The 19,099-nt window shown below is 60.0% G+C and carries 18 protein-coding genes; 15 read left to right on the plus strand and 3 right to left on the minus strand.

All coding sequences use genetic code 11. The features are described from left to right. Positions 1–55 precede the first annotated feature (55 nt). Together argS and ACO07N_RS21320 are read left to right on the plus strand one after the other, a co-directional pair. A complete protein-coding gene (argS, locus tag ACO07N_RS21315; protein WP_421982951.1) occupies positions 56–1,825 on the plus strand; it encodes an arginine--tRNA ligase in 1,770 nt (589 codons plus the stop codon). 207 nt (positions 1,826–2,032) lie between these two features. Continuing rightward, positions 2,033–4,525, plus strand: coding sequence for an SPOR domain-containing protein (locus tag ACO07N_RS21320; protein WP_421982952.1), 2,493 nt, complete (start codon positions 2,033–2,035; stop codon positions 4,523–4,525). Between the two features lie 62 nt (positions 4,526–4,587). Here ACO07N_RS21320 and ACO07N_RS21325 read toward each other — a convergent pair whose 3' ends face one another. After that, positions 4,588–5,502 carry a LysR family transcriptional regulator gene (locus tag ACO07N_RS21325; RefSeq protein WP_421982953.1) on the minus strand — a complete coding sequence of 305 codons (915 nt, stop codon included), beginning with the start codon at positions 5,500–5,502 and terminating at the stop codon, positions 4,588–4,590. Positions 5,503–5,634: 132 nt separating this feature from the next. Here ACO07N_RS21325 and ACO07N_RS21330 point away from each other — a divergent pair, with 132 nt between their 5' ends. Further along, positions 5,635–6,612: a DMT family transporter gene (locus tag ACO07N_RS21330; protein WP_421982954.1), complete on the plus strand. Its 978-nt coding sequence runs from the start codon at positions 5,635–5,637 to the stop codon at positions 6,610–6,612. Here the strand turns inward: ACO07N_RS21330 and ACO07N_RS21335 are convergent. Further along, positions 6,533–7,549, minus strand: coding sequence for an alpha/beta hydrolase (locus tag ACO07N_RS21335; protein WP_421982955.1), 1,017 nt, complete (start codon positions 7,547–7,549; stop codon positions 6,533–6,535). The genes ACO07N_RS21330 and ACO07N_RS21335 overlap by 80 nt on opposite strands. Positions 7,550–7,669: 120 nt before the next feature. Here ACO07N_RS21335 and nagZ point away from each other — a divergent pair, with 120 nt between their 5' ends. From nagZ to ACO07N_RS21390, 11 genes are all read left to right on the plus strand, one after another. Further along, on the plus strand, positions 7,670–8,689 hold the full coding sequence (nagZ, locus tag ACO07N_RS21340) for a beta-N-acetylhexosaminidase (RefSeq protein ID WP_421982956.1): 1,020 nt from the start codon (positions 7,670–7,672) through the stop codon (positions 8,687–8,689). A gap of 11 nt (positions 8,690–8,700) precedes the next feature. Further along, complete coding sequence (locus tag ACO07N_RS21345) at positions 8,701–9,540, plus strand: segregation and condensation protein A (protein ID WP_421982957.1); 840 nt, start codon at positions 8,701–8,703, stop codon at positions 9,538–9,540. After that, positions 9,530–10,228, plus strand: coding sequence for an SMC-Scp complex subunit ScpB (scpB, locus tag ACO07N_RS21350; protein ID WP_421982958.1), 699 nt, complete (start codon positions 9,530–9,532; stop codon positions 10,226–10,228). Before ACO07N_RS21345 ends, scpB begins: the two co-directional genes overlap by 11 nt. Beyond that, a complete protein-coding gene (locus tag ACO07N_RS21355; RefSeq protein WP_421982959.1) occupies positions 10,228–11,367 on the plus strand; it encodes an ABC transporter ATP-binding protein in 1,140 nt (379 codons plus the stop codon). Before scpB ends, ACO07N_RS21355 begins: the two co-directional genes overlap by 1 nt. A gap of 133 nt (positions 11,368–11,500) precedes the next feature. Next, complete coding sequence (locus tag ACO07N_RS21360) at positions 11,501–11,725, plus strand: twin-arginine translocase TatA/TatE family subunit (protein ID WP_305985536.1); 225 nt, start codon at positions 11,501–11,503, stop codon at positions 11,723–11,725. A gap of 40 nt (positions 11,726–11,765) precedes the next feature. Further along, positions 11,766–12,224 carry a Sec-independent protein translocase protein TatB gene (tatB, locus tag ACO07N_RS21365; RefSeq protein WP_421982960.1) on the plus strand — a complete coding sequence of 153 codons (459 nt, stop codon included), beginning with the start codon at positions 11,766–11,768 and terminating at the stop codon, positions 12,222–12,224. Next, positions 12,221–13,021: a twin-arginine translocase subunit TatC gene (gene tatC, locus ACO07N_RS21370; protein ID WP_421982961.1), complete on the plus strand. Its 801-nt coding sequence runs from the start codon at positions 12,221–12,223 to the stop codon at positions 13,019–13,021. Before tatB ends, tatC begins: the two co-directional genes overlap by 4 nt. A 72-nt stretch (positions 13,022–13,093) precedes the next feature. Beyond that, positions 13,094–14,374 carry a serine--tRNA ligase gene (serS, locus tag ACO07N_RS21375; protein ID WP_421982962.1) on the plus strand — a complete coding sequence of 427 codons (1,281 nt, stop codon included), beginning with the start codon at positions 13,094–13,096 and terminating at the stop codon, positions 14,372–14,374. Positions 14,375–14,483: 109 nt separating this feature from the next. Beyond that, positions 14,484–15,242, plus strand: coding sequence for a 5'/3'-nucleotidase SurE (gene surE, locus ACO07N_RS21380; RefSeq protein WP_421982963.1), 759 nt, complete (start codon positions 14,484–14,486; stop codon positions 15,240–15,242). A gap of 20 nt (positions 15,243–15,262) precedes the next feature. Then, complete coding sequence (locus ACO07N_RS21385) at positions 15,263–15,955, plus strand: protein-L-isoaspartate(D-aspartate) O-methyltransferase (RefSeq protein WP_421982964.1); 693 nt, start codon at positions 15,263–15,265, stop codon at positions 15,953–15,955. Positions 15,956–16,235: 280 nt separating this feature from the next. Then, positions 16,236–17,582 (plus strand): peptidoglycan DD-metalloendopeptidase family protein, encoded by a 1,347-nt coding sequence (locus ACO07N_RS21390; RefSeq protein ID WP_421982965.1) that lies wholly within the window; start codon positions 16,236–16,238, stop codon positions 17,580–17,582. Positions 17,583–17,628: 46 nt separating this feature from the next. Here ACO07N_RS21390 and ACO07N_RS21395 read toward each other — a convergent pair whose 3' ends face one another. Beyond that, complete coding sequence (locus tag ACO07N_RS21395; protein WP_421982966.1) at positions 17,629–18,501, minus strand: ATP-binding protein; 873 nt, start codon at positions 18,499–18,501, stop codon at positions 17,629–17,631. A gap of 238 nt (positions 18,502–18,739) precedes the next feature. On the opposite strand from ACO07N_RS21395, the gene yajC reads away from it, so the two are divergent. Next, a complete protein-coding gene (gene yajC, locus ACO07N_RS21400) occupies positions 18,740–19,072 on the plus strand; it encodes a preprotein translocase subunit YajC (protein ID WP_421982967.1) in 333 nt (110 codons plus the stop codon). Positions 19,073–19,099 lie beyond the last annotated feature (27 nt).

The raw sequence follows: 19,099 nt of genomic DNA on the forward strand, positions 1-19,099 counted from the left end.
CCTTCGCTGCGCCGGGGTGTTTTGTGCTTCCAGGACCAAGCTCGATCGGTGCGAAATGAATATCTTTGCTGACTTCACTCAACGCGTGAAAAATGCACTCCAAAGCCTTGACTTAAAAAATTCAAATGGAGATGCGCCTGATCTTTCCCGCGTGGTCGTCGAAGCGCCGAGAGACCCTGCGCACGGCGACCTGGCGACCAATGCCGCGATGGTTCTGGCAAAGCCCCTTGGCATCAAGCCGAGAGACCTCGCCGAACAGCTCACAAGGAAACTCGACGAAGACCCCGATGTCACCGAAACGACGATTGCGGGACCGGGCTTCATCAATATGCGTGTTGCGCCTGCGGTATGGCAGGGTGTCCTGAAGGGTGTGCTTCAGGCCGGCAACCGTTATGGCGCGATCGAGCAGGATCCGGCGCCGAAGGTGAACGTCGAATATGTGTCGGCCAATCCGACCGGGCCGATGCATGTCGGCCATATCCGGGGGGCGGTCGTTGGCGACGCGCTTGCCAATTTGCTGCAATTTGCCGGCAATGACGTGACCAAGGAGTACTACATCAACGATGCCGGGTCGCAGATCGATACGCTGGCGCGCAGCGCCTTTCTTCGCTATCGCGAGGCACTCGGCGAGGACATAGGCGAGATCCCGCCCGGTCTTTATCCCGGCGACTATCTCAAGCCGGTCGGTGAGCGCCTGAAGAAAGAATTCGGCGACACGCTGCTGGAAAAACCGGAAGCCGAATGGCTTCCTCTCGTCAAGGAAGCCGCGATCGCCGCGATGCTGGACCTGATACGCGAAGATCTTGCCGCGCTCGGTGTCGAGCACGAGGTGTTCTTTTCGGAGAGAACGCTGCATGAAAGGTCGGGCGCAAACGGTTCGAAGATCGACGTCATGCTCGACGGATTGCGCGCCAAGGGGCTCATCTACCAGGGAACGCTGCCGCCACCCAAGGGACAGGTTCCGGAAGACTGGGAAGACAGGGAACAGACCCTGTTCCGCGCGAGCGATTTTGGCGATGACACCGACCGCGCCCTGAAGAAGTCGGACGGGTCCTACACATACTTCGCCGCAGACGTCGCGTATTTCCAGGACAAGTTCGACCGTGGTTTCGATGAGACGATATATGTCCTCGGCGCAGACCACAGCGGATATGCAAAGCGCTTGCAGGCGGTCGGAAAGGCCGTTTCCGACGGCAAGACCGATGTGGTTGTCAGGTTCTGCCAGCTCGTCAAGCTGATGCGCGACGGTGAGCCAGTGAAGATGTCGAAACGCTCCGGTGATTTCATCACGCTGAGGGAAGTCGTCGAGGAAGTCGGACCGGATCCCGTCCGTTTCATGATGCTCTATCGCAAGAATGACGCCCCGCTCGACTTTGACTTCAAGAAAGTCACGGATGAGACGAAGGACAACCCGGTCTACTACGTTCAGTATTCCCACGCGAGGTTGAGGTCCAACCTGAGAAAGGCGCAGGAGGAATTCCCTGGCATGAGCATCGGGGATGCCGACCTGGAAAAAGCCGATCTGGCGTTGCTGGACGATCCCGGCGAACTCGAACTCATGGCCAAGGTTGCGGAGTGGCCGAAAGTTGTAAACGTCTCGGCCAATACTCATGAACCGCACCGAATCGCGTTTTATCTGTACGAGTTGGCAACAACTTTGAGCAGGCATTACACCAGAGGCTATGATTCGCCGCATTTAAAGTTTATTCAGACTGGTAACCCGAAATTAACCCTGGCACGTCTTGCATTGGTTCGTGCAATATCTTTGGTACTTGGGGCTGGGTTGTCGATCTTGGGGGTAAATGCCCCCGAAGAAATGCGCTAACTTAGTACAACATCCTCTACGGCAAAGTAGAGGATGCCAAGTAGAACGGGACCGGTTTTCGTAAAGCTCATGGCCAATGATTACGAAAATGAGAAATCGGACTTGCACGGGTCGCCCGAAGCGGCTGACACGGATCGTCCGGCTATGGATGATCCGCTTCTCGAATTGGCAAGAATCGTCCACAAAAACAATCAATTGGGTGCAAATGTGAGCAGCGGTCGCGTTGGCAGTACAGACTACTTTGCGGGGCTTGATGATTTTGCGGACGATGTCGCAGACAAACCGCAATCCGAGCCTCAGCGCGTTGAGCCGTCGTTCCCCAATACCGCCTTCAGACCGGGTAATACGGACGCGCCGCCGCTGGGACCGGACAAGCATCCGGCACCAATCGTTGGCGAGATCAGGAACCAGTTTTTTGCGCGTACCGGCAGCGAATCGGCGCTGCCTGCGGCTGTAATTCCGCCGCTGGATACGCAGCAGCACGGTGGTGAACGCGCCGAAAACGTTTCGCCTTTGTGGCCCAGGCTCGACAATCCACAGCCTGATGTGCCTGCCGGCGTTGCCGCGCCCGGATCCCCTGTGCCGGACGTTGATGTCGACCCTGTCCGCGAACCGTTCGTTGAACCGTCCGGGTACCGGACTGAAACTGCCAATGAACCGGCAGGCGGCCTTGCGAGAAATAGCCACGACGTGGCCGCGCCGCTTGCACCAAACGTTGCCATGGACATCGAGCAGAGCCTGACCGCTGAGCTCGAAGACGAACTGATCGGCGCGCTCCGTCAATCGGTGGACGAAGACGTTGCAAAACCGGCTCCCGCGCCAACGGAAGAGGCTGCTGCAACGGATGCATTTGCAGACATCACCGAAGCCGTGGTGGCTCACGAGGTTCCCGCGACCTTCGCCGCCGAGCCGGCTGCCACGGCTGAGGAAACCCAGTGGGCGGAAGAAAGCGCAACGCGGCAACCGCTTGACGAAGCACCGTCTTCCTATCTTGAGCCGGATCTGACGAACAGGATCGGTCAAACAGCGGTGGGAACCGGGAGCCCGGGGTTTTCCGCGGTGTCTGAAGTCGCTGCGGCAAGGCCGCACCTGGATCGTGCAGACGACGTCCGCAGACCGGCGATTGACGAGAACGAACTGTTTTCTGCTCTGAATACCGCGGATTCAGCGCATTCATCTGCCTCCGGCCTGCCGCAGGCGCGCCAGGATCTGGAAAGCCCGGCCGGCATAGATGCCCTTTTTGCCGATCTTGATTTTCCGGAGCGCGAAAACCGTGCACCGGTTGTGGCCGAACCGGTGGCACCCGAGCCGGAGCCGGAACCGATTGCAACTGCGGATGACATTGACGAAATGGCGTGGCCTGAAGCCGCCAATGCCGTGCCCGATGTGGAGGACCGCGAAGACGACACGCCACCGCCGCCGGAAGGCTACGATCTCGACGCCGTTGCGCGGGCGATGCAGGAGAGCGATCCGAGCCTGAGCGGGGCCGGGGTGCTTCCACCGCATCCGGAAACCGAACGAGTGGCAGCGGACCAATCGACCGGCAGATCACGACGGGGCCTTTATGCGGCTCTGTGCGTCGTCGGCGTGGCCGCGCTCGGTGGTGCGGGTTTCTTCCTTTACGACGGGAACTCCGTTCAGGTGCCGAGCGGCCCACCACCGGTGATCAGCGGCCTGCAGGAACCTTTGAAGATATTCCCGGAGCAGAGCCAGACCAATGCTGCCGGGCAGTCGTCGACCAAGATTACGGACCGTCTTTCGAGCACCGGCGAGAGCGTCCCTGAACGCCTGAACATTCCCGAAACGCCCCAACCCGTCGAACTGCCTCCGGCTCCGGCGGCCTCGGACGGCAGCTCGGAACTTGCGCCCGGGACGCCGAAACAGGTCCGTACCGTGATCGTCCGCCCCGACGGTACCATCGTTTCCGGCGAAGAAGCGCCCGTTATCAGCGCACCGACAACCGTGGAAACCCCGGCGCCGCAAGCACCCGAGATAGCCGCACCCGCGGTCACGGCTGAAACGCCTCAGATCGTCGCCACGGAGACGGTGAACGCCGTTCCCGTACAGACCGAACCCATCGTTGTAGCCCCTCAGACGCAAGAAACCCCGGTCCCGGAGACGGTTCCCGTACAGCCGCAAACGGAAGAAACGGCCGCACCTGTTCCTGTCGAACCCGCAGCGCCAGCCGTTCCTGAAATTGTGACCCAAACGGATGAGCCCGTTCAGGCGGAGACCGAGGCGCAGGCTCCGGCAGCGCCGGTGCCGACGGTCGTTCCGCGCAAAAAACCGCAGGCCCCGGTTCAGGTTGCAGCAGCTCCCGTCGCACAGGCCGCACCTGCGGCTCAGACTGCACCGCCGACGGCGCAGCGCCAGAACGGACCGTTGAACCTCGCCAACACGGGCACCGCCCAAAACCAGCCGGCGGCATCGACGGGCGGGTCAATTCCGTCCGGTACCTATATTGTTCAGGTCACCTCGCAACGCTCCGCAGCAGCGGCACGTGACGCGTATGCAGGACTGCAGAGAAGCTATCCGGGCGTACTTGGAAACCGAAATGCGGTCATTGTTTCCGCAGACCTTGGCGATCGCGGTGTCTTCTACCGTGCGCGCATCCCGACTGGCTCGCGAAACGAAGCGAATTCGCTTTGTGAAAGCCTGAAGGGGGCAGGTGGGGACTGCTTCGTGCGGCGTCAGCCCTAGAGTACGATCCCTGAACCGACAAGCCTCGCAGGCGCGATTGCAAGGTCGCGTCTTTTACCGGACTATTCCGCAGCCTGCCTCACATCATGGACCGTGCCTGTCAGGCGCGGTCCCATGATCCTGTAAACACGCGCAATCGCGTTCATCGCGGTCTGGACAGCAGGTTCACGCCGCACATCCCGGTGAACGATGATGTGCTCGGGGTTGGTCAGCTCTGCGAGGGGGCCCGTAATCCCGACAAGCGACGGATGGCTGTCTCCCATGAATACCGGCAGCAGTGCCAGTCCCTGGCCGGCGGCCGTCATGTTCATGAGTGTCGTCATCGTGTTGGTGCGCATCCGGGGACGGTTGATGTTCCGGGCCTCCATCCAGCGGGCCTGAGCCGGGTACCAGAGATCGTCGGGCGCAAATCCGAGCCAGTCGCATTCGGCACATTTCAGATCGCGCAGGACTTCGGGGTTTTCCTCGACATATTGCCTGGAACCGAAGACGCCGTATGCAACATCGCCCACTTTTCTGGAGATAAGCGTGTCCGTCTCTGGCAGGCAATTCCTGATCTGCAGTTCTATGCCACGCGACTGATGATCCGCATGCAAATGGCTGGAAATGATCTCCAGCTCAACTCCCGGCATCAGAGCGCAAAGGTCCGCGAAACAGTCGGTAAGAATCCTGGCGCGCACTTCGTCGACGGCAACGCGAACCACTTTCAATGCGGATCCCGAAAGATCCGGCAGAACCCGGATGGCCGCGTCCGCGCTCTTGCGCATCTCCTCGGCAAGAGGAATGAGGCGCAGACCGGCCTCGGTCGGTTTGAGACCCGTCGGCGTCCGGTCGAACAGTCTCGCGCCTACCTTGTCCTCGAACGCCTTGAGGCGGCGGCTCAGTTGTGGCTGGCTCAACTTGAGTGCCTTTGCCGCTCCAGAGAGCGAACGCATGCGCGCGGCCGCGTTGATCAGTTTGAGGTCATCCCAGTTCATGATCAACATATACAAAACTACACTGAGGTGTTCAATTCCATGCGTTTACGCATGGCCGGCATAACGATTTGGCGACTGAGCGGCAGGTCGGTTTGCTGCTAAGGAACAGGCCTTCAAGAGGCTGGAGACAAGATGCCGCCAAATTCCGACTGCATGCGCCGTGAAAACACAGCCCTGGCCTACGGTCTTGCACTGGCGGGCATGGCGGCGTTCACTCCCGTCTTCGCGGCCGGGAAAATTGCGGACGGCCTTCTGCCGGTGGTCGTTCTGGTCTGGCTCCGGTTTCTCGGGGGCGCCGTCACGATCGTCGGTTACGGAACAATCCGGCGGGTGCCGCTCTTTTCCAGGGTCAGTCGGCTCTGGAAGCTGCATCTGATGCGTGCTTTCTGCGGCATCGGTGGCCTGGCCTGCTCCATTTACGCGGCGAGCATCCTGCCGCTTGCAGACGCGACTGCCATAGGCCTGACCAAGGGCATCATCGCGATCGCGCTGGCCGGACTTGTTTTGAAGGAACTGATCACCGGCCGTCATTGGCTCTCCGGTGGCTTGTGCGCGATCGGTGCCTATCTTGTCGTCAGGTCCGTGAGCGGCAACGAGGGCCTGAATGCGCTCGCTCTGGACGGTGTCGCCGCAGCACTGATGGCCGCTGTCTTCATGGCCTGCGAAGCGCTGATCATGCGCTACATCGCGCAGCGCGAAAACACCGTCACGATCCTGGCTTATGTCAACATCTTCGCCACCGTTCTGCTGACGATACCGGTTCTCTGGATCATCCGCGCGCAACAGGTGCCGATGTCCAGTCTCTGGGCATTTGCGTGGCTCGGACCGCTTGCCATTATCGGTCAGTCACTCAACATTTCCGCCTACCGGCGCGCCGGCGCTGCAACGTTGGCACCGATTTATTACAGCAGCGTCGTCCTGGCCGCCGCGTTCGCGTATCTTGTCTGGGGCGAAGTTCCGTCACCAATTGCAGCGCTTGGTGCCGGCCTGATCGTCCTGGGCGGCCTGGTCCTGACCCTTAGACGCCCGGTCAGTCGCCCAGCAGTTTCTTGGCGAGGAATGGAAGGCTCAGATCCAGCCGGTAGTCGATCGAGGAATGGTTGTCGTTGAACTCCTCGTAGACGCAGTCGACGCCGTGTGCCTCGAGTTTTCTGCGCAATCGTCTTGCGCCGTAAACGAGATTGTATTGATCGACGGAACCGCAATCGATCCACAGGCCCTTCAGCGACTTCAAGGCCGGGATATGGCTGTCGATCATCTCGACCGGATCCCAGGACAGCCAGGCTTGCCAGCGCTCCTGGATGATTTCACAGGTCTCCATGTCGACGGGTAGCCTGATGCCGCAAAACACCTCGGGATCCGGATCCGGGTCATAGGTCGCCGCCATTGCGAGCGTCATCAGGTCATGCAGCGCATTTCCAGGGTACTTCGGCCCCTGCTCGAAGCCGGTGACGAAGGCTTCGATCGATCCGGCCTTGGCGATCGCCCGAACGGCGTTTGGCATCTCCGGCAGGTAGCACAGTTCGAATGCCATGTCGCCGGAGTGACATGCGGCTGCCGACCAGACGTCAGAATGCATCATCGCATGCACGATGGAGCCGTAGCCCCCCGAGGACTTGCCGAACAGCGCCCGCAAACCGGGGCCGCCGCATTTGAAGCGTCCCTCGACATCTTCCAGCATTTCCGTTGTCAGCCAGGTTGCCCAGGGGCCCATGACATGGCTGTCGATATACTGGTTCCCGCCAAGCCGGGTGAAGCAGTCCGGGAAGACGACGACGACCGGCGGCAGCTCGCCGTCATGGATTAGCCGATCCAGCCGTTCCGGCACGTTTTCACCGAAATTCTTCCAGTTGGCATGTGCGGGACCGCCCGCGGTGAAACCGACAATGTCGACCAGCAGTGGCAACCCCGCGCCATCGTGCCCGTGTGGCAAATACACGACAATTTCGCGGGTCGCCGTGTCGCCGAGCCGGTTCTGACCCAGAATTTCGGACCGGTGGGAGACCCTGTGGAGCGTGCCGGCCGGAATGTCTAGTCGTGCGCGCATGGGGTCTCCAATCCTGACTGAGTGAGCAATTGACTGCCTAGATTGCAAGTTCAGGGGATGGACGCAAGAGGAAGCTCTCGGTTTCTTGACGCGTTATGGGGCGGCGTTTAAGCCGGGACCATGACCAAGGCTTTTGTGTCCGGCTGCGCCGGAGTGACACTCACCCAGGATGAAATCGCGTTCTTCAGGGAAGCGGATCCCTGGGGCCTGATCCTGTTTGCCCGCAACGTGGAATCGCAGGATCAGCTTCGTGCGCTGACATCCGCGTTTCGAGAGGCTGTCGGAAGGCCTGACGCTCCCGTTCTTGTTGACCAGGAAGGCGGCCGCGTCCAGAGGATGAAGCCGCCGAACTGGCCCAAATATCCGGCACCGAAGCTCTATGGCGATCTTTTCCGGTCTGACCCCGGAAAGGGTGAGCGCGCCGCGTGGCTGGGCGCGCGGCTGATCGCGTCGGATCTGACCGAGGTTGGCATCACGATCGATTGTCTGCCCTGCCTGGATGTGCGGTTTCCGGACACCGTTGATGCAATCGGTGATCGATCGCTTTCCGGCGATCCGGACGTCGTCACGCGTCTTGGCCAGGCCATGATCGACGGTGCTGTTGCCGGGGGTGTCCTGCCGGTGATCAAGCATATTCCGGGTCATGGCCGCGCGCAGGTGGACAGTCATCTGGAGCTGCCGCGTGTCGATGCGGACATTGCCGCACTGAAAAGCGTGGATTTCCGCCCCTTCAAGGCACTTTCGGGCGTGTCATTGGGAATGACTGCCCATATCATTTACACTGAGATCGACCCGGAGACGGCCGGAACGCAGAGCGCGAAGGTTATCCAGGATGTGATCCGAGGGGAAATCGGATTTGAAGGCTGTCTGATGAGTGACGATATCTCGATGAAGGCGCTTGGAGGTGACTACGTCGAGAGATCGCGGAAGATCATAGCGGCGGGATGCGACATTGTCCTGCATTGCAACGGCGAGATGAGCGAGATGATTGCCGTCGCCGAGGCAGTGCCCGACCTGGCCGGCGTATCGGCGCAGCGATGCGCAACGGCGCTGGACGGGTTGAAACCGCCCGAACCCGGCTTTGATTTGGCTGCGGCCCGGGATGAGTTTCGTGACATCACCGGGTTGACCATGGCCTGACCGGAGAGTGAATGGCTGAACTGGAAACGCATAGGCAGATTTCGGACGACGGGTCTTACGACCTGCTGAGCACTGTCGGCGCCGAGGAAGAACGTGCGATCTCCGAACCGCAGCTTGTCGTGGATGTCGAGGGGTTCGAAGGCCCCCTGGATCTTCTGCTCGGCATGGCGCGCACGCAAAAGGTCGACCTTGCGAAAATCTCCATTCTGCAGCTCGTCGAACAGTACCTGACCTTTGTCGCCGAGGCGCGGCGGATGCGTCTGGAGCTGGCGGCCGACTATCTTGTCATGGCGGCATGGCTTGCTTTCCTGAAATCCAAGCTGCTTCTGCCGGAGCAAAAGGACGAGGACGAACCGACCGGTGAAGAACTGGCGGCAGCTCTCGCGTTCAGGCTGCAGCGGCTGGAAGCGATGCGTGAGGTGTCGGAAAAACTGATGAACCTGAACCGGCAGGGGCGGGACGTCTTCCATCGCGGCGATCCCGAGACCATGTCGGTGCAGCAGAAGAGCATCTGGGATGCCTCCATCTATGACCTGCTCTCGGCCTATGCCATCCAGCGGCAGAGGCAGTCGGTCACGTCGGTCAGGGTTCTGAAGCGGACAGTCTGGTCGCTGCAGGAGGCGCGGGAACTCCTCACCAGGCTGGTCGGCCGCGTCAGTGAATGGGCGCCCTTGAACGCCTATCTGCGGGACTATCTCTACGACAACAAGGACTGGGCAACGATCGTTGCGAGCACCTTTTCCGCAAGCCTGGAAATGGTGCGCGAGGGGCAGGTCGAAATCCGCCAGGGCGAAGCATTCTCGCCGGTCTATATCCGCTCCATCGTGAAGGAAGACGCGCATGACGTCTGAGGATGGGCAGCCGGATCTCGTCGGACACTCCGAAATAGACGTCCATGCCGATCTGGCCGGCCAGCGAATGGTCGAGGCTTTGCTGTTTGCCTCAAACGAACCGCTTTCGCTTGAAGAACTGACCCTTCGCGTGCCTGAGGGAACGGATGTACTTGCGCTGCTGGAGCGGCTGCAAAAGCTCTATGAACCGCGCGGTGTCAACCTGGTGCGCCTTGCCGGCAAATGGTGTTTCCGGACGGCCGAGGATCTCTCGTATCTGATGCACCGCAATGTCGAGGAACAGCGCAAACTGTCGCGGGCCGCGCTCGAGACCCTTGCAATCATTGCGTATCATCAGCCGGTGACGCGCGCCGAAATCGAAGAGATCAGGGGCGTTTCGACGTCCAAGGGCACGCTGGACGTCCTGCTTGAAACAACCTGGATCCGGATGCGGGGCCGCCGGCGGACACCGGGACGGCCGGTGACCTACGGTACCACGGAACAGTTCCTGGTCCATTTCGGGCTTGAAAACGTGAAGGATCTGCCCGGGCTCGAGGAGCTGAAAGGCGCCGGTTTGCTCGACAGTGCGGTTCCCGCCTCGTTTGTTGTCCCGACACCCAACGACGAAGTGGCATTGACGGAGGACGAAGATCCTTTAGAAGACGGGTCTTTCTTTGATGACGACGCGGAAGAGACCGCCGGAGCTTGATGCCACAGGAAGACAAGCCGCAATTTTCCAGCGGAAACGGACATTCGCTGAACTGGGGTGCGCCCGGAACGGCCGGTGCCACCATCGCGGCCGGTCTCGTCTTTGAAGACATCTCCCATGACTATGATGGTGTGCCCTCCGTCAGGCATCTGAGTCTCTCGGTCGCGCCCGGTGAGATTCTCTGCCTGCTGGGCCATTCGGGCTGCGGCAAGACGACCCTGATGCGGATCGCTGCCGGCGTTGAACGGCAAAGCCATGGCAAGGTCCTGATCAATGGACGTGAAATCGCAGGCGACACGGTGTTCCTGCCGCCGGAAAAACGCGGCGTTGGCCTGATGTTCCAGGACTATGCGCTGTTTCCGCATATGACCATTCTGGCAAATGTGATGTTTGGTTTGACCGGCCTGTCGAAGACGGAGGCGCAGGCCGCTGCCTTTGCCGCGCTTGGCCGGGTCGGTCTTGCGGACTATGCCGCGGACTACCCGCACGCCTTGTCGGGCGGCGAGCAGCAACGTGTCGCGCTGGCCCGCGCGCTCGTTCCGCGGCCGGGCATCCTCCTGATGGATGAACCTTTCTCCGGCCTCGACAAGCGCTTGCGGGACAGCGTGCGGGATCAGACGCTCGCCGTGATTCGGGAGACACGCGCAACCTGCATCATCGTCACCCACGATCCGGAAGAGGCGATGCGCATGGGCGACAAGATTGCGCTCATGCGGCAGGGACGGCTGGTGCAGCACGGGACGGCCGCTGAACTCTACAACAAGCCGGTCGACCTGTTTGCGGCCCGTTTCTTTTCCGAACTGAACCAGATCGAGGGAAAAGTAACGGCCAAGGGTGTTGAAACTGCGCTTGGACTTTTGAAAATTGAGAATTGCGAAAGCGGCGAGCGCGTCGACGTCTGCATCCGCCCGCAGGGCATATGCCTGAACAAGGCGGGGCTGTGCGGTGTGCCCGGCCGGATCACGTCGAAAAGATTTGTCGGCGAGGTCGATTTGCTGTCTGTTGCGATCGATGGTCTCGATCATCCGGTGCAGGCCAGGGTCCGTGCCGGAAGCGACTGGGAAGCGGGAATGGACGTTGCGGTTGATACTGATCCGAAAGACGTGCTTGTTTTTTCCCGCAAGGAGTCCCAAGTCTAGGTAAAGACAAGGCCCTGAGTGTCATCAATCTGTCTAACGGCGAAAAATGTTCTTCAGGTGTATGTTGCAGGGTGAGTGCCCTTTTTGTAAAAGGGCCGAAGGGCTTTAAAGCCGTTTATCAGGAGTTTGGCGTATGGGCATTAGTATTTGGCAGATCTTGATCATCGCAGTGGTGGTGGTTCTGCTTTTCGGACGTGGCAAGATTTCCGAGCTTATGGGTGATGTTGCCAAGGGAATCAAAAGCTTCAAGAAAGGCATGGCCGAAGACGACACCGCCGATGCTCCGAAGACCATCGATCATCAGGCCGGCGACGCGGCTCCGTCTGCGAAAGCTGAAGATCAGACCAAGGCGAGCTGATCTAATCTGCATCGCGTCTCCTTAAGGGACGAGAGTTCTCATGTTCGATATCGGCTGGACCGAGCTCATGGTGATTGCGTGTATTGCAATCATCGTTGTAGGGCCAAAAGACCTGCCGCGCATGTTGCGCACGCTTGGGCAGACACTGGGAAAAATGCGGCGCATGTCGCGTGAGTTCCAGTCGACGTTCAATGACGCCTTGCGCGAAGCCGAGCAACAGGCCGACATTGCCGACATGAAAAAGCAGGTCGAGGATGCGGCAAACTTCAATCCGCTTGGTGATCTGAAGAAGTCGATCGAGGAAGATGCGGCGCAAAAGGCATCCCGGCCCATGACGACCAAACCGGCGTCAGCCGAGAAGGAACCGGCGACGGAAGCCGCTCCCGCTCCCCCGGACGAGGCTGGCACCGCAAAAGCTGAATCAGACCCGGCAGCCGCGAAGGCCGATACCGCCAACACGCCGGCCAAGGCACCGGCGACGGAAGATGTTAAGGCATGAGCCAGGATGATATCGACGCCTCGAAGGCGCCCTTGATCGAACATCTCATTGAACTGCGCCAGCGGCTGATGTGGTCTATCGGCGCCATCCTGGTGATGTTCGTCGTCTGTTTCTATTTCGCGACCGACATCTACAACATCCTGACGATCCCCTATCTGCGCGCCGTCGGCGAGGGACATCCGGTGGAGATGATCTTCACCGCGCCGCAGGAATGGTTCTTCACCCAGTTGAAACTCGCCTTGTTCGGCGCGCTTTTCCTGGCCTTTCCCGTGATCGCGAGCCAGATCTACATGTTTGTGGCTCCCGGCCTCTACAAGCATGAACGCGGTGCGTTTCTGCCGTTCTTGATCGCGACCCCGATTCTCTTCCTGATCGGCGCGTGCCTCGTGTATTTTCTCGTCATGCCAATGGCGATGGGATTCTTCCTGTCCCAGGAGCAGCTTCCCGGCGAAGGCCAGGTTGCCATTCAGCACCTGGCGAAGGTGAGCGAATATCTCGGGCTCATCATGATCCTGATTTTCGCCTTTGGACTGGTTTTCCAGCTGCCGGTCGTTCTGACTCTGATGGGACGGGCAGGTCTCGTCAGTTGCGAAGATCTCAAAAAGAAGCGCAAATATGCCATTGTCGGTGCCTTTGCAGCTGCTGCAATTCTGACCCCCCCTGATCCGATCTCGCAGATCGGTCTTGCGCTCCCCACTTTGCTTCTCTACGAAGTCTCCATTCTGTCCGTGAGGCTGATAGAACGCCAGCGCGCGCAGCGGGAAGCTGAACGCGAAGCGGAAGACGCAACAGCCTGATCCTTTTCAGTCAGCGTTTTTTGGTCTCCCGGACGGAGTTTTTGGACAACGACCGTCATTCGGGAAGCGAAGATGTTTGACATAAAGTGGATACGGGAAAACCCGGACAGTTTTGACCAGGCTCTGGCCAGACGCGGATTCGAAGCGTCGTCGGCCCGACTGATTGCACTGGATGATTCCCGCCGCTCTCACATCACCAAGCTTCAGGAAGCACAGGAACGGCGCAACGCTGCGTCCAAGGAAATCGGCAAGGCAAAGGGCTCTGGCGATGACGCGCGCGCGCAGGAACTGATTGACGAAGTCGCCCAGATCAAGGCCTTCATTCAGTCCGGCGAAGAAGAAGAACGCCGGCTGGTCGGCGACCTTGAAGCCGCGATGGCGGTCATTCCGAACCTGCCGCATGACGACGTGCCGACAGGCAAGGACGAAAACGACAACGCCCTTCTTAAAACGCACGGCGAAAAGCCGGCCTTCCGGTTCAACGAGGCTCCGAAAGAGCATTATGAACTCGGCGAGGCGCTCGGCGACATGGATTTCGCGGCCGCTGCGAGGCTGTCCGGCTCGCGCTTTGTCGTGCTGAAGGGTCAGATCGCGCGCCTGGAGCGGGCTCTCGGCCAGTTCATGATCGACCTGCATACCGAGGAGCATGGCTATACGGAAGTGTCGCCGCCGCTTCTCGTCAATGACGCGCCGCTTTTCGGAACAAGCCAGCTGCCCAAGTTCGAAGAGGATCTCTTCAAGACGACCACGGATCACTATCTGATCCCGACCGCGGAAGTGCCGCTGACGAACCTGGTGGCCGGCGAAATCGTTCCGGAAGACAGCCTGCCGCTTCGCGTGACGGCGCTGACCTACTGTTTCAGGTCCGAGGCCGGGTCTGCCGGACGCGACACGCGCGGCATGCTGCGCCAGCACCAGTTCCAGAAATGCGAGCTGGTTTCGGTGACAACGCCCGACACGTCCCTGGCCGAACTGGACCGCATGCTCCAATGCGCGGAGAAGGTGCTGCAGAAGCTCGGGCTCCATTACCGGGTCATGACCTTGTGCACGGGAGACATGGGCTTCGGCGCGCGCAAGACCTATGACATCGAGGTCTGGTTGCCGGGGCAGGATGCCTATCGCGAAATCTCGTCCTGCTCTGTCTGCGGAGATTTCCAGGCAAGGCGCATGAACGCGCGCTTCAGACCGGCCGACAGCAAGCAACCTCTTCACGTACACACCTTGAACGGATCCGGCATCGCCGTCGGCCGGGCCCTGATCGCGGTTCTGGAGAACTACCAGAATGGCGACGGAACGGTCACTGTGCCGGACGTTCTGCGGCCCTATATGGGCGGTCTGGAAACGATCGGCTAAGTGAATTGACCCGAACGGGCGGCAAGCGAACGGGCTCGCCGCCCGTGAACATTTCATTGCACCAGGCGCCAAGTTTGGTTTTTCTCATTCCGGAGGGGGACACTTCCGCATGCGTATCCTGATCACGAACGATGATGGAATCCACTCCCCGGGACTGACAGCCCTGGAACGTATCGCCCGCACGCTGTCGGACGACATATGGGTCATTGCACCTGAGACCGATCAGAGCGGCGTTGCACACTCTTTGACGCTGAGCGATCCGCTGAGGCTGCGTGCGCTTGATGAGCGGCATTTCGCCGTCAGGGGCACACCGACGGATTGCGTGATCATGGGCGTGCACAACGTTCTGAAAGGCAAACCCGACCTTGTCCTGTCCGGCATCAACCGCGGACAGAACATTGCAGAAGACGTCACCTATTCCGGAACGGTTGCCGGGGCGATGGAAGGGGCGATCCTCGGTATTCGATCGATTGCCGTGTCGCAGGCCTATGACTGGGATGTCAGGGCAGAACCGAATTTCGCCGTCGCGGAGACCCACGCGCCGGAGTTGTTCGCGAAACTCATCGACTTCGAATTGCCGCCCTACAGCCTGCTCAACGTCAATTTCCCCGCATGCGCGCCTGACGCCGTGAAGGGCACAAGGGTCACGGTTCAGGGGCATCACGAACAAAGCGGGCTGACAATCGACGAGCGTCAGGACGGTCGTGGTTACCCCTATTATTGGCTCCGATTTCGCGAAAGGGGCAAATCCGTATTTGATAATTCGGACCTGCAGGCAATTGCCGATGGATATGTGTCCGTTTCCCCGCTACGCATAGATCTGACGGCGCACGATCTTGTGGGTCATTTGAATGATGCGCTGAAATAAGCCCTTGAAGGGAGTTGTGCATGGCCGGTCTCCCGCCCGGCGACGATGGGGCAAGGCAATCGACGGCATTGCCGGACGAGGCGGAAGCGCGTGCCGCGCTTGTCCTGACGCTGAGACAGCGCGGTGTCGGTGCCAGAAATGTCCTGACGGCGATTGAACGTGTGCCGAGGCGCCTGTTTCTTCCTGCCCGCCATCATGGCCTGGCCTATGAGGACGTCACCTTGCCGATCGAATGCGGTCAGACGCTGTCGGCACCGTCCATGGTCGCCTACACGGTTCAGGCGCTGGATATCGCGCCGGACCATTCGCTGCTCGAGATCGGTACCGGATCAGGTTATCAGTCGGCTGTCATGGGACACCTGGCGGAAAGGGTCGAGACCGTCGACCGTTTCGCGACTTTGACTGATCTCGCCAACCGCCGTTTCGCGGCCCTGAAACTTGACAATGTCACGGCCACCCAGGCAGACGGTTTCGACGGATTGAAGCAGAAAGGCCCGTTTGACCGCATCGTGGTCACGGCTGCGATCACGGCCGTCCCGGACAAATGGGTTCAGCAACTCAAACCAGGCGGTATCCTGGTCGCCCCGATCGGGCAGGCAAAGCAACCGCAGTCCCTGATCCGGTTCACAAAGTCCGAGAGTGTGATGACGGCGGACACGCTGATGCCGGTGAGAACGGTCATGCTGCAACCTGGAATCGCAATGACGCTTTGAGACCTGCGTGCTGTGAAATGGGATGCAGGCAGACGAATCCCTTGGGGTGAGTCGTCGGCCGATTTACTATGTTGCGCGGGATGGAACAGGTATTCCAAACGAAAAATCGACGGAAACAGGCCGATTTCATCGTATTCGCCCCGCATCTTTAGTCTTTATAAACCTTACTGCCGTTTACTCTTAACCATAACAGCCATTGTTAGCGGTATGAGTATAGGCGATGAAAAAGCGGATGCGTTCCCTCCGCGGGGATCTACTGGGTAAAGCAGCGACAGCATCATTGGTCGCAGTATTTCTCTCGGGTTGTTCCAGCGCCGTCGAGCGGTTTGGAGAACCTCCTTACTACACGGGAAACACGCAAAATCAGCGTGAGATCCTGAACGGGGCTCCAGCGCCTGCTCAGCCGACATATCAGGACATTGCCAACGGTCCGGGCGGAACATCCGCGGGATTGCCGCAGTCGGGTTCGGCCCCGGTCACGACGGGTTCCGTTTCCAGGCAGCGGTCGGACATCCAGTCAGCGCCATTGCCCGCGCCGGCGGTGGCGTCAGCGCCCGTCAGTCAGTCCGCGGCACCGGTCTCCACGCTGCCTGCGCCTGAGACTGTCAGTGCTGCAAACGGCAAGAACTGGAAAGGCTGGACCGGAACCGGCGGCACACGCGTCACGGTTCGCCAGGGCGATAGCCTCAATTCGATTTCCCGCCGCTACGGTGTGCCGGTGCAGGCCGTTGCCTCGGTCAACGGCATCAGCGATCCAAACCAGGTCAAGCCCGGGCAGAGCATCATCATTCCGACATACGTCTATTCCGAGCGCAACGGCCATTCCAGCGCGACGGAAGGCGAGAGCGGCAAGGTCAAGCTTCCGGCGGTGGCAAGGAACGAGACGGTGATCACGGGTTCAGTGCCGACGAATTCAGGAACTGCACCGCGTCCCGGACGCAAGCCGGCTCAGCAACCGACGTTCACGCAGATCAGTGTCAGCGAAGCCGTTGTCGAGGAAGTGGACGTCGTGCAGGTTACCGCGCTCCCCAAGCGCAAGCCCGCGGTCTCGAACGCCAGCCTGACGACAGCATCCATTGCCACGGCGACGCCTGCAAAGACCACGGCTGCACCGGCAGTTGCCGCGCCGTCCGCACCGGTACAGAAAGTTGCCCTGCCGCAACCCGCTTTGACACAGGAACCCCGTCCGACGGAGCCTATCAAGACCCCGAAAGTCACCAACACGCCCAAGGAGGCGGTGACATCGGACGCGAAGTTCCGCTGGCCCGTGCGCGGCCGGATCATTTCCGACTTCGGTACGAAGCCGGGCGGCGGCAAGAACGAAGGCGTCAACCTGGCTGTCCCGGAAGGCACGCCCGTGAAGGCCGCGGACGACGGGACCGTGATCTATTCCGGCAACGAGTTGAAGGGTTACGGCAATCTCGTGCTCGTGCGGCACAGCGAAGGCTGGGTGTCCGCCTATGCCCACAACAGCGAGTTGAAGGTAAAGCGCGGCGACACGATCCGCCGGGGCGACGTGATCGGTCTTGCCGGTGCCACCGGATCGGTGAACCAGCCGCAGGTGCATTTTGAACTGCGCAAGGGCAACAAGCCTGTCGACCCGCTGAACCACCTGCCGAAGCGGTGACGGACCATCTTCGAAAAGTTGAGAGCCCGGCTAATGCCGGGCTTTTTCATGTCAGCGGTTTCCCCAGCCGTCCCGCCAGATCCTGAATGAACTGGTAGGCAACGCGTCCGGAGCGGCTGCCGCGGGTGGTTGCCCATTCCAGGGCCTCGGGCCGCCATTCTTCCTCCGGCAGCTCAAGATTGTGAAACGCGACGTATCCACGGACCATTTCCAGATAGTCGTCCTGGCTGCATTTGTGGAAGCCGAGCCAGAGACCGAAGCGGTCGGACAGCGAAACCTTCTCCTCGACGGCTTCAGCGGGATTGATGGCTGTCGATCGTTCATTCTCGATCATGTCGCGCGGCAGAAGGTGCCGCCGGTTGGACGTCGCGTAGAAAATCACGTTGTCCGGGCGGCCCTCGATTCCGCCCTCAAGTACCGCCTTGAGTGACTTGTAGGACGTGTCGTCGTTGTCGAAGCTCAGATCATCGCAGAAAATGATGAAGCGAAACGGCGCCGTCCGGATCAGGGACATGAGGCCGGGCAGCGATTCGATGTCCTCCCGGTGGATTTCGATCAGCTTCAGGTCGGAGCTTTGCCTTTCCTGATTGATGGCCGCGTGCGCTGCCTTGACCAGCGAGGATTTGCCCATGCCGCGTGCACCCCAAAGAAGGGCATTGTTCGCCGGCAGCCCTTCCGCGAACCGCCGTGTGTTGTCCATCAGAAGGTCGCGAACGCGCGACACGGCGCACAGGAGCGAGAGTTCAACGCGGTTGACCTTCTTCACGGCCTGGAGGTTTCCGGGGTCCGGTACCCAGACAAAGGCGTCGGCGCTTGTCCAGTCCGGTGTCTCCGCCCGAAGTGGCACGGCTCTGCCGATCAGCTCGATCAGGGAATCGAGTTTGGCATTCAAAGAAGCAAGGTCGTTTTGCGAGTTCATTTTTCTTGCAACCCCATTCAAAAAGGCCCATGTGAGGCCCTGAAGCACGTGGCGGGAGGATTAGCATGGGGCAGGGAAGGCGAAAACATCTGTTATTCCCATACCGGTACGCCAGAATCCGCTTGCAAAGCTTGAAATGAGGCGCGCCGCCGTTATAGTCCGCGCCACCAGAATTCAGTGCGTTTGACCGTTTTGCGAAGAGGCAAGACGCCTAACAAACGCCACCTAGGAGAGTTGAATGTTCATCACCCCAGCGTACGCGCAATCCGCCGGAGCTGCAGGTCCGGGTTTCCTGATCCAGATCCTGCCCTTCGTGGCCATTTTTGCGATCATGTATTTCCTGATCATCCGGCCGCAGCGCCAGCGCATGAAGCAGCATCAGGAAATGGTGTCCAACCTGCGCCGCGGTGACACCATTGTGACCACGGGTGGGCTTATCGGCAAAGTCTCCAAGGTGGTAGATGACAGTGAGCTTCAGGTGGAACTGTCCGAGGGGGTCAAGGTTCGCGTGGTGCGCTCCATGGTTCAGGAAGTGCGCTCCAAATCAGAGCCCGCCAAAGAGAACTCCTGACAGAACGGCCCGCTCCGATCTATTTGC

This window comes from Roseibium sp. (assembly GCF_965229775.1).
Classification (GTDB): Bacteria; Pseudomonadota; Alphaproteobacteria; order Rhizobiales; family Stappiaceae; genus Roseibium.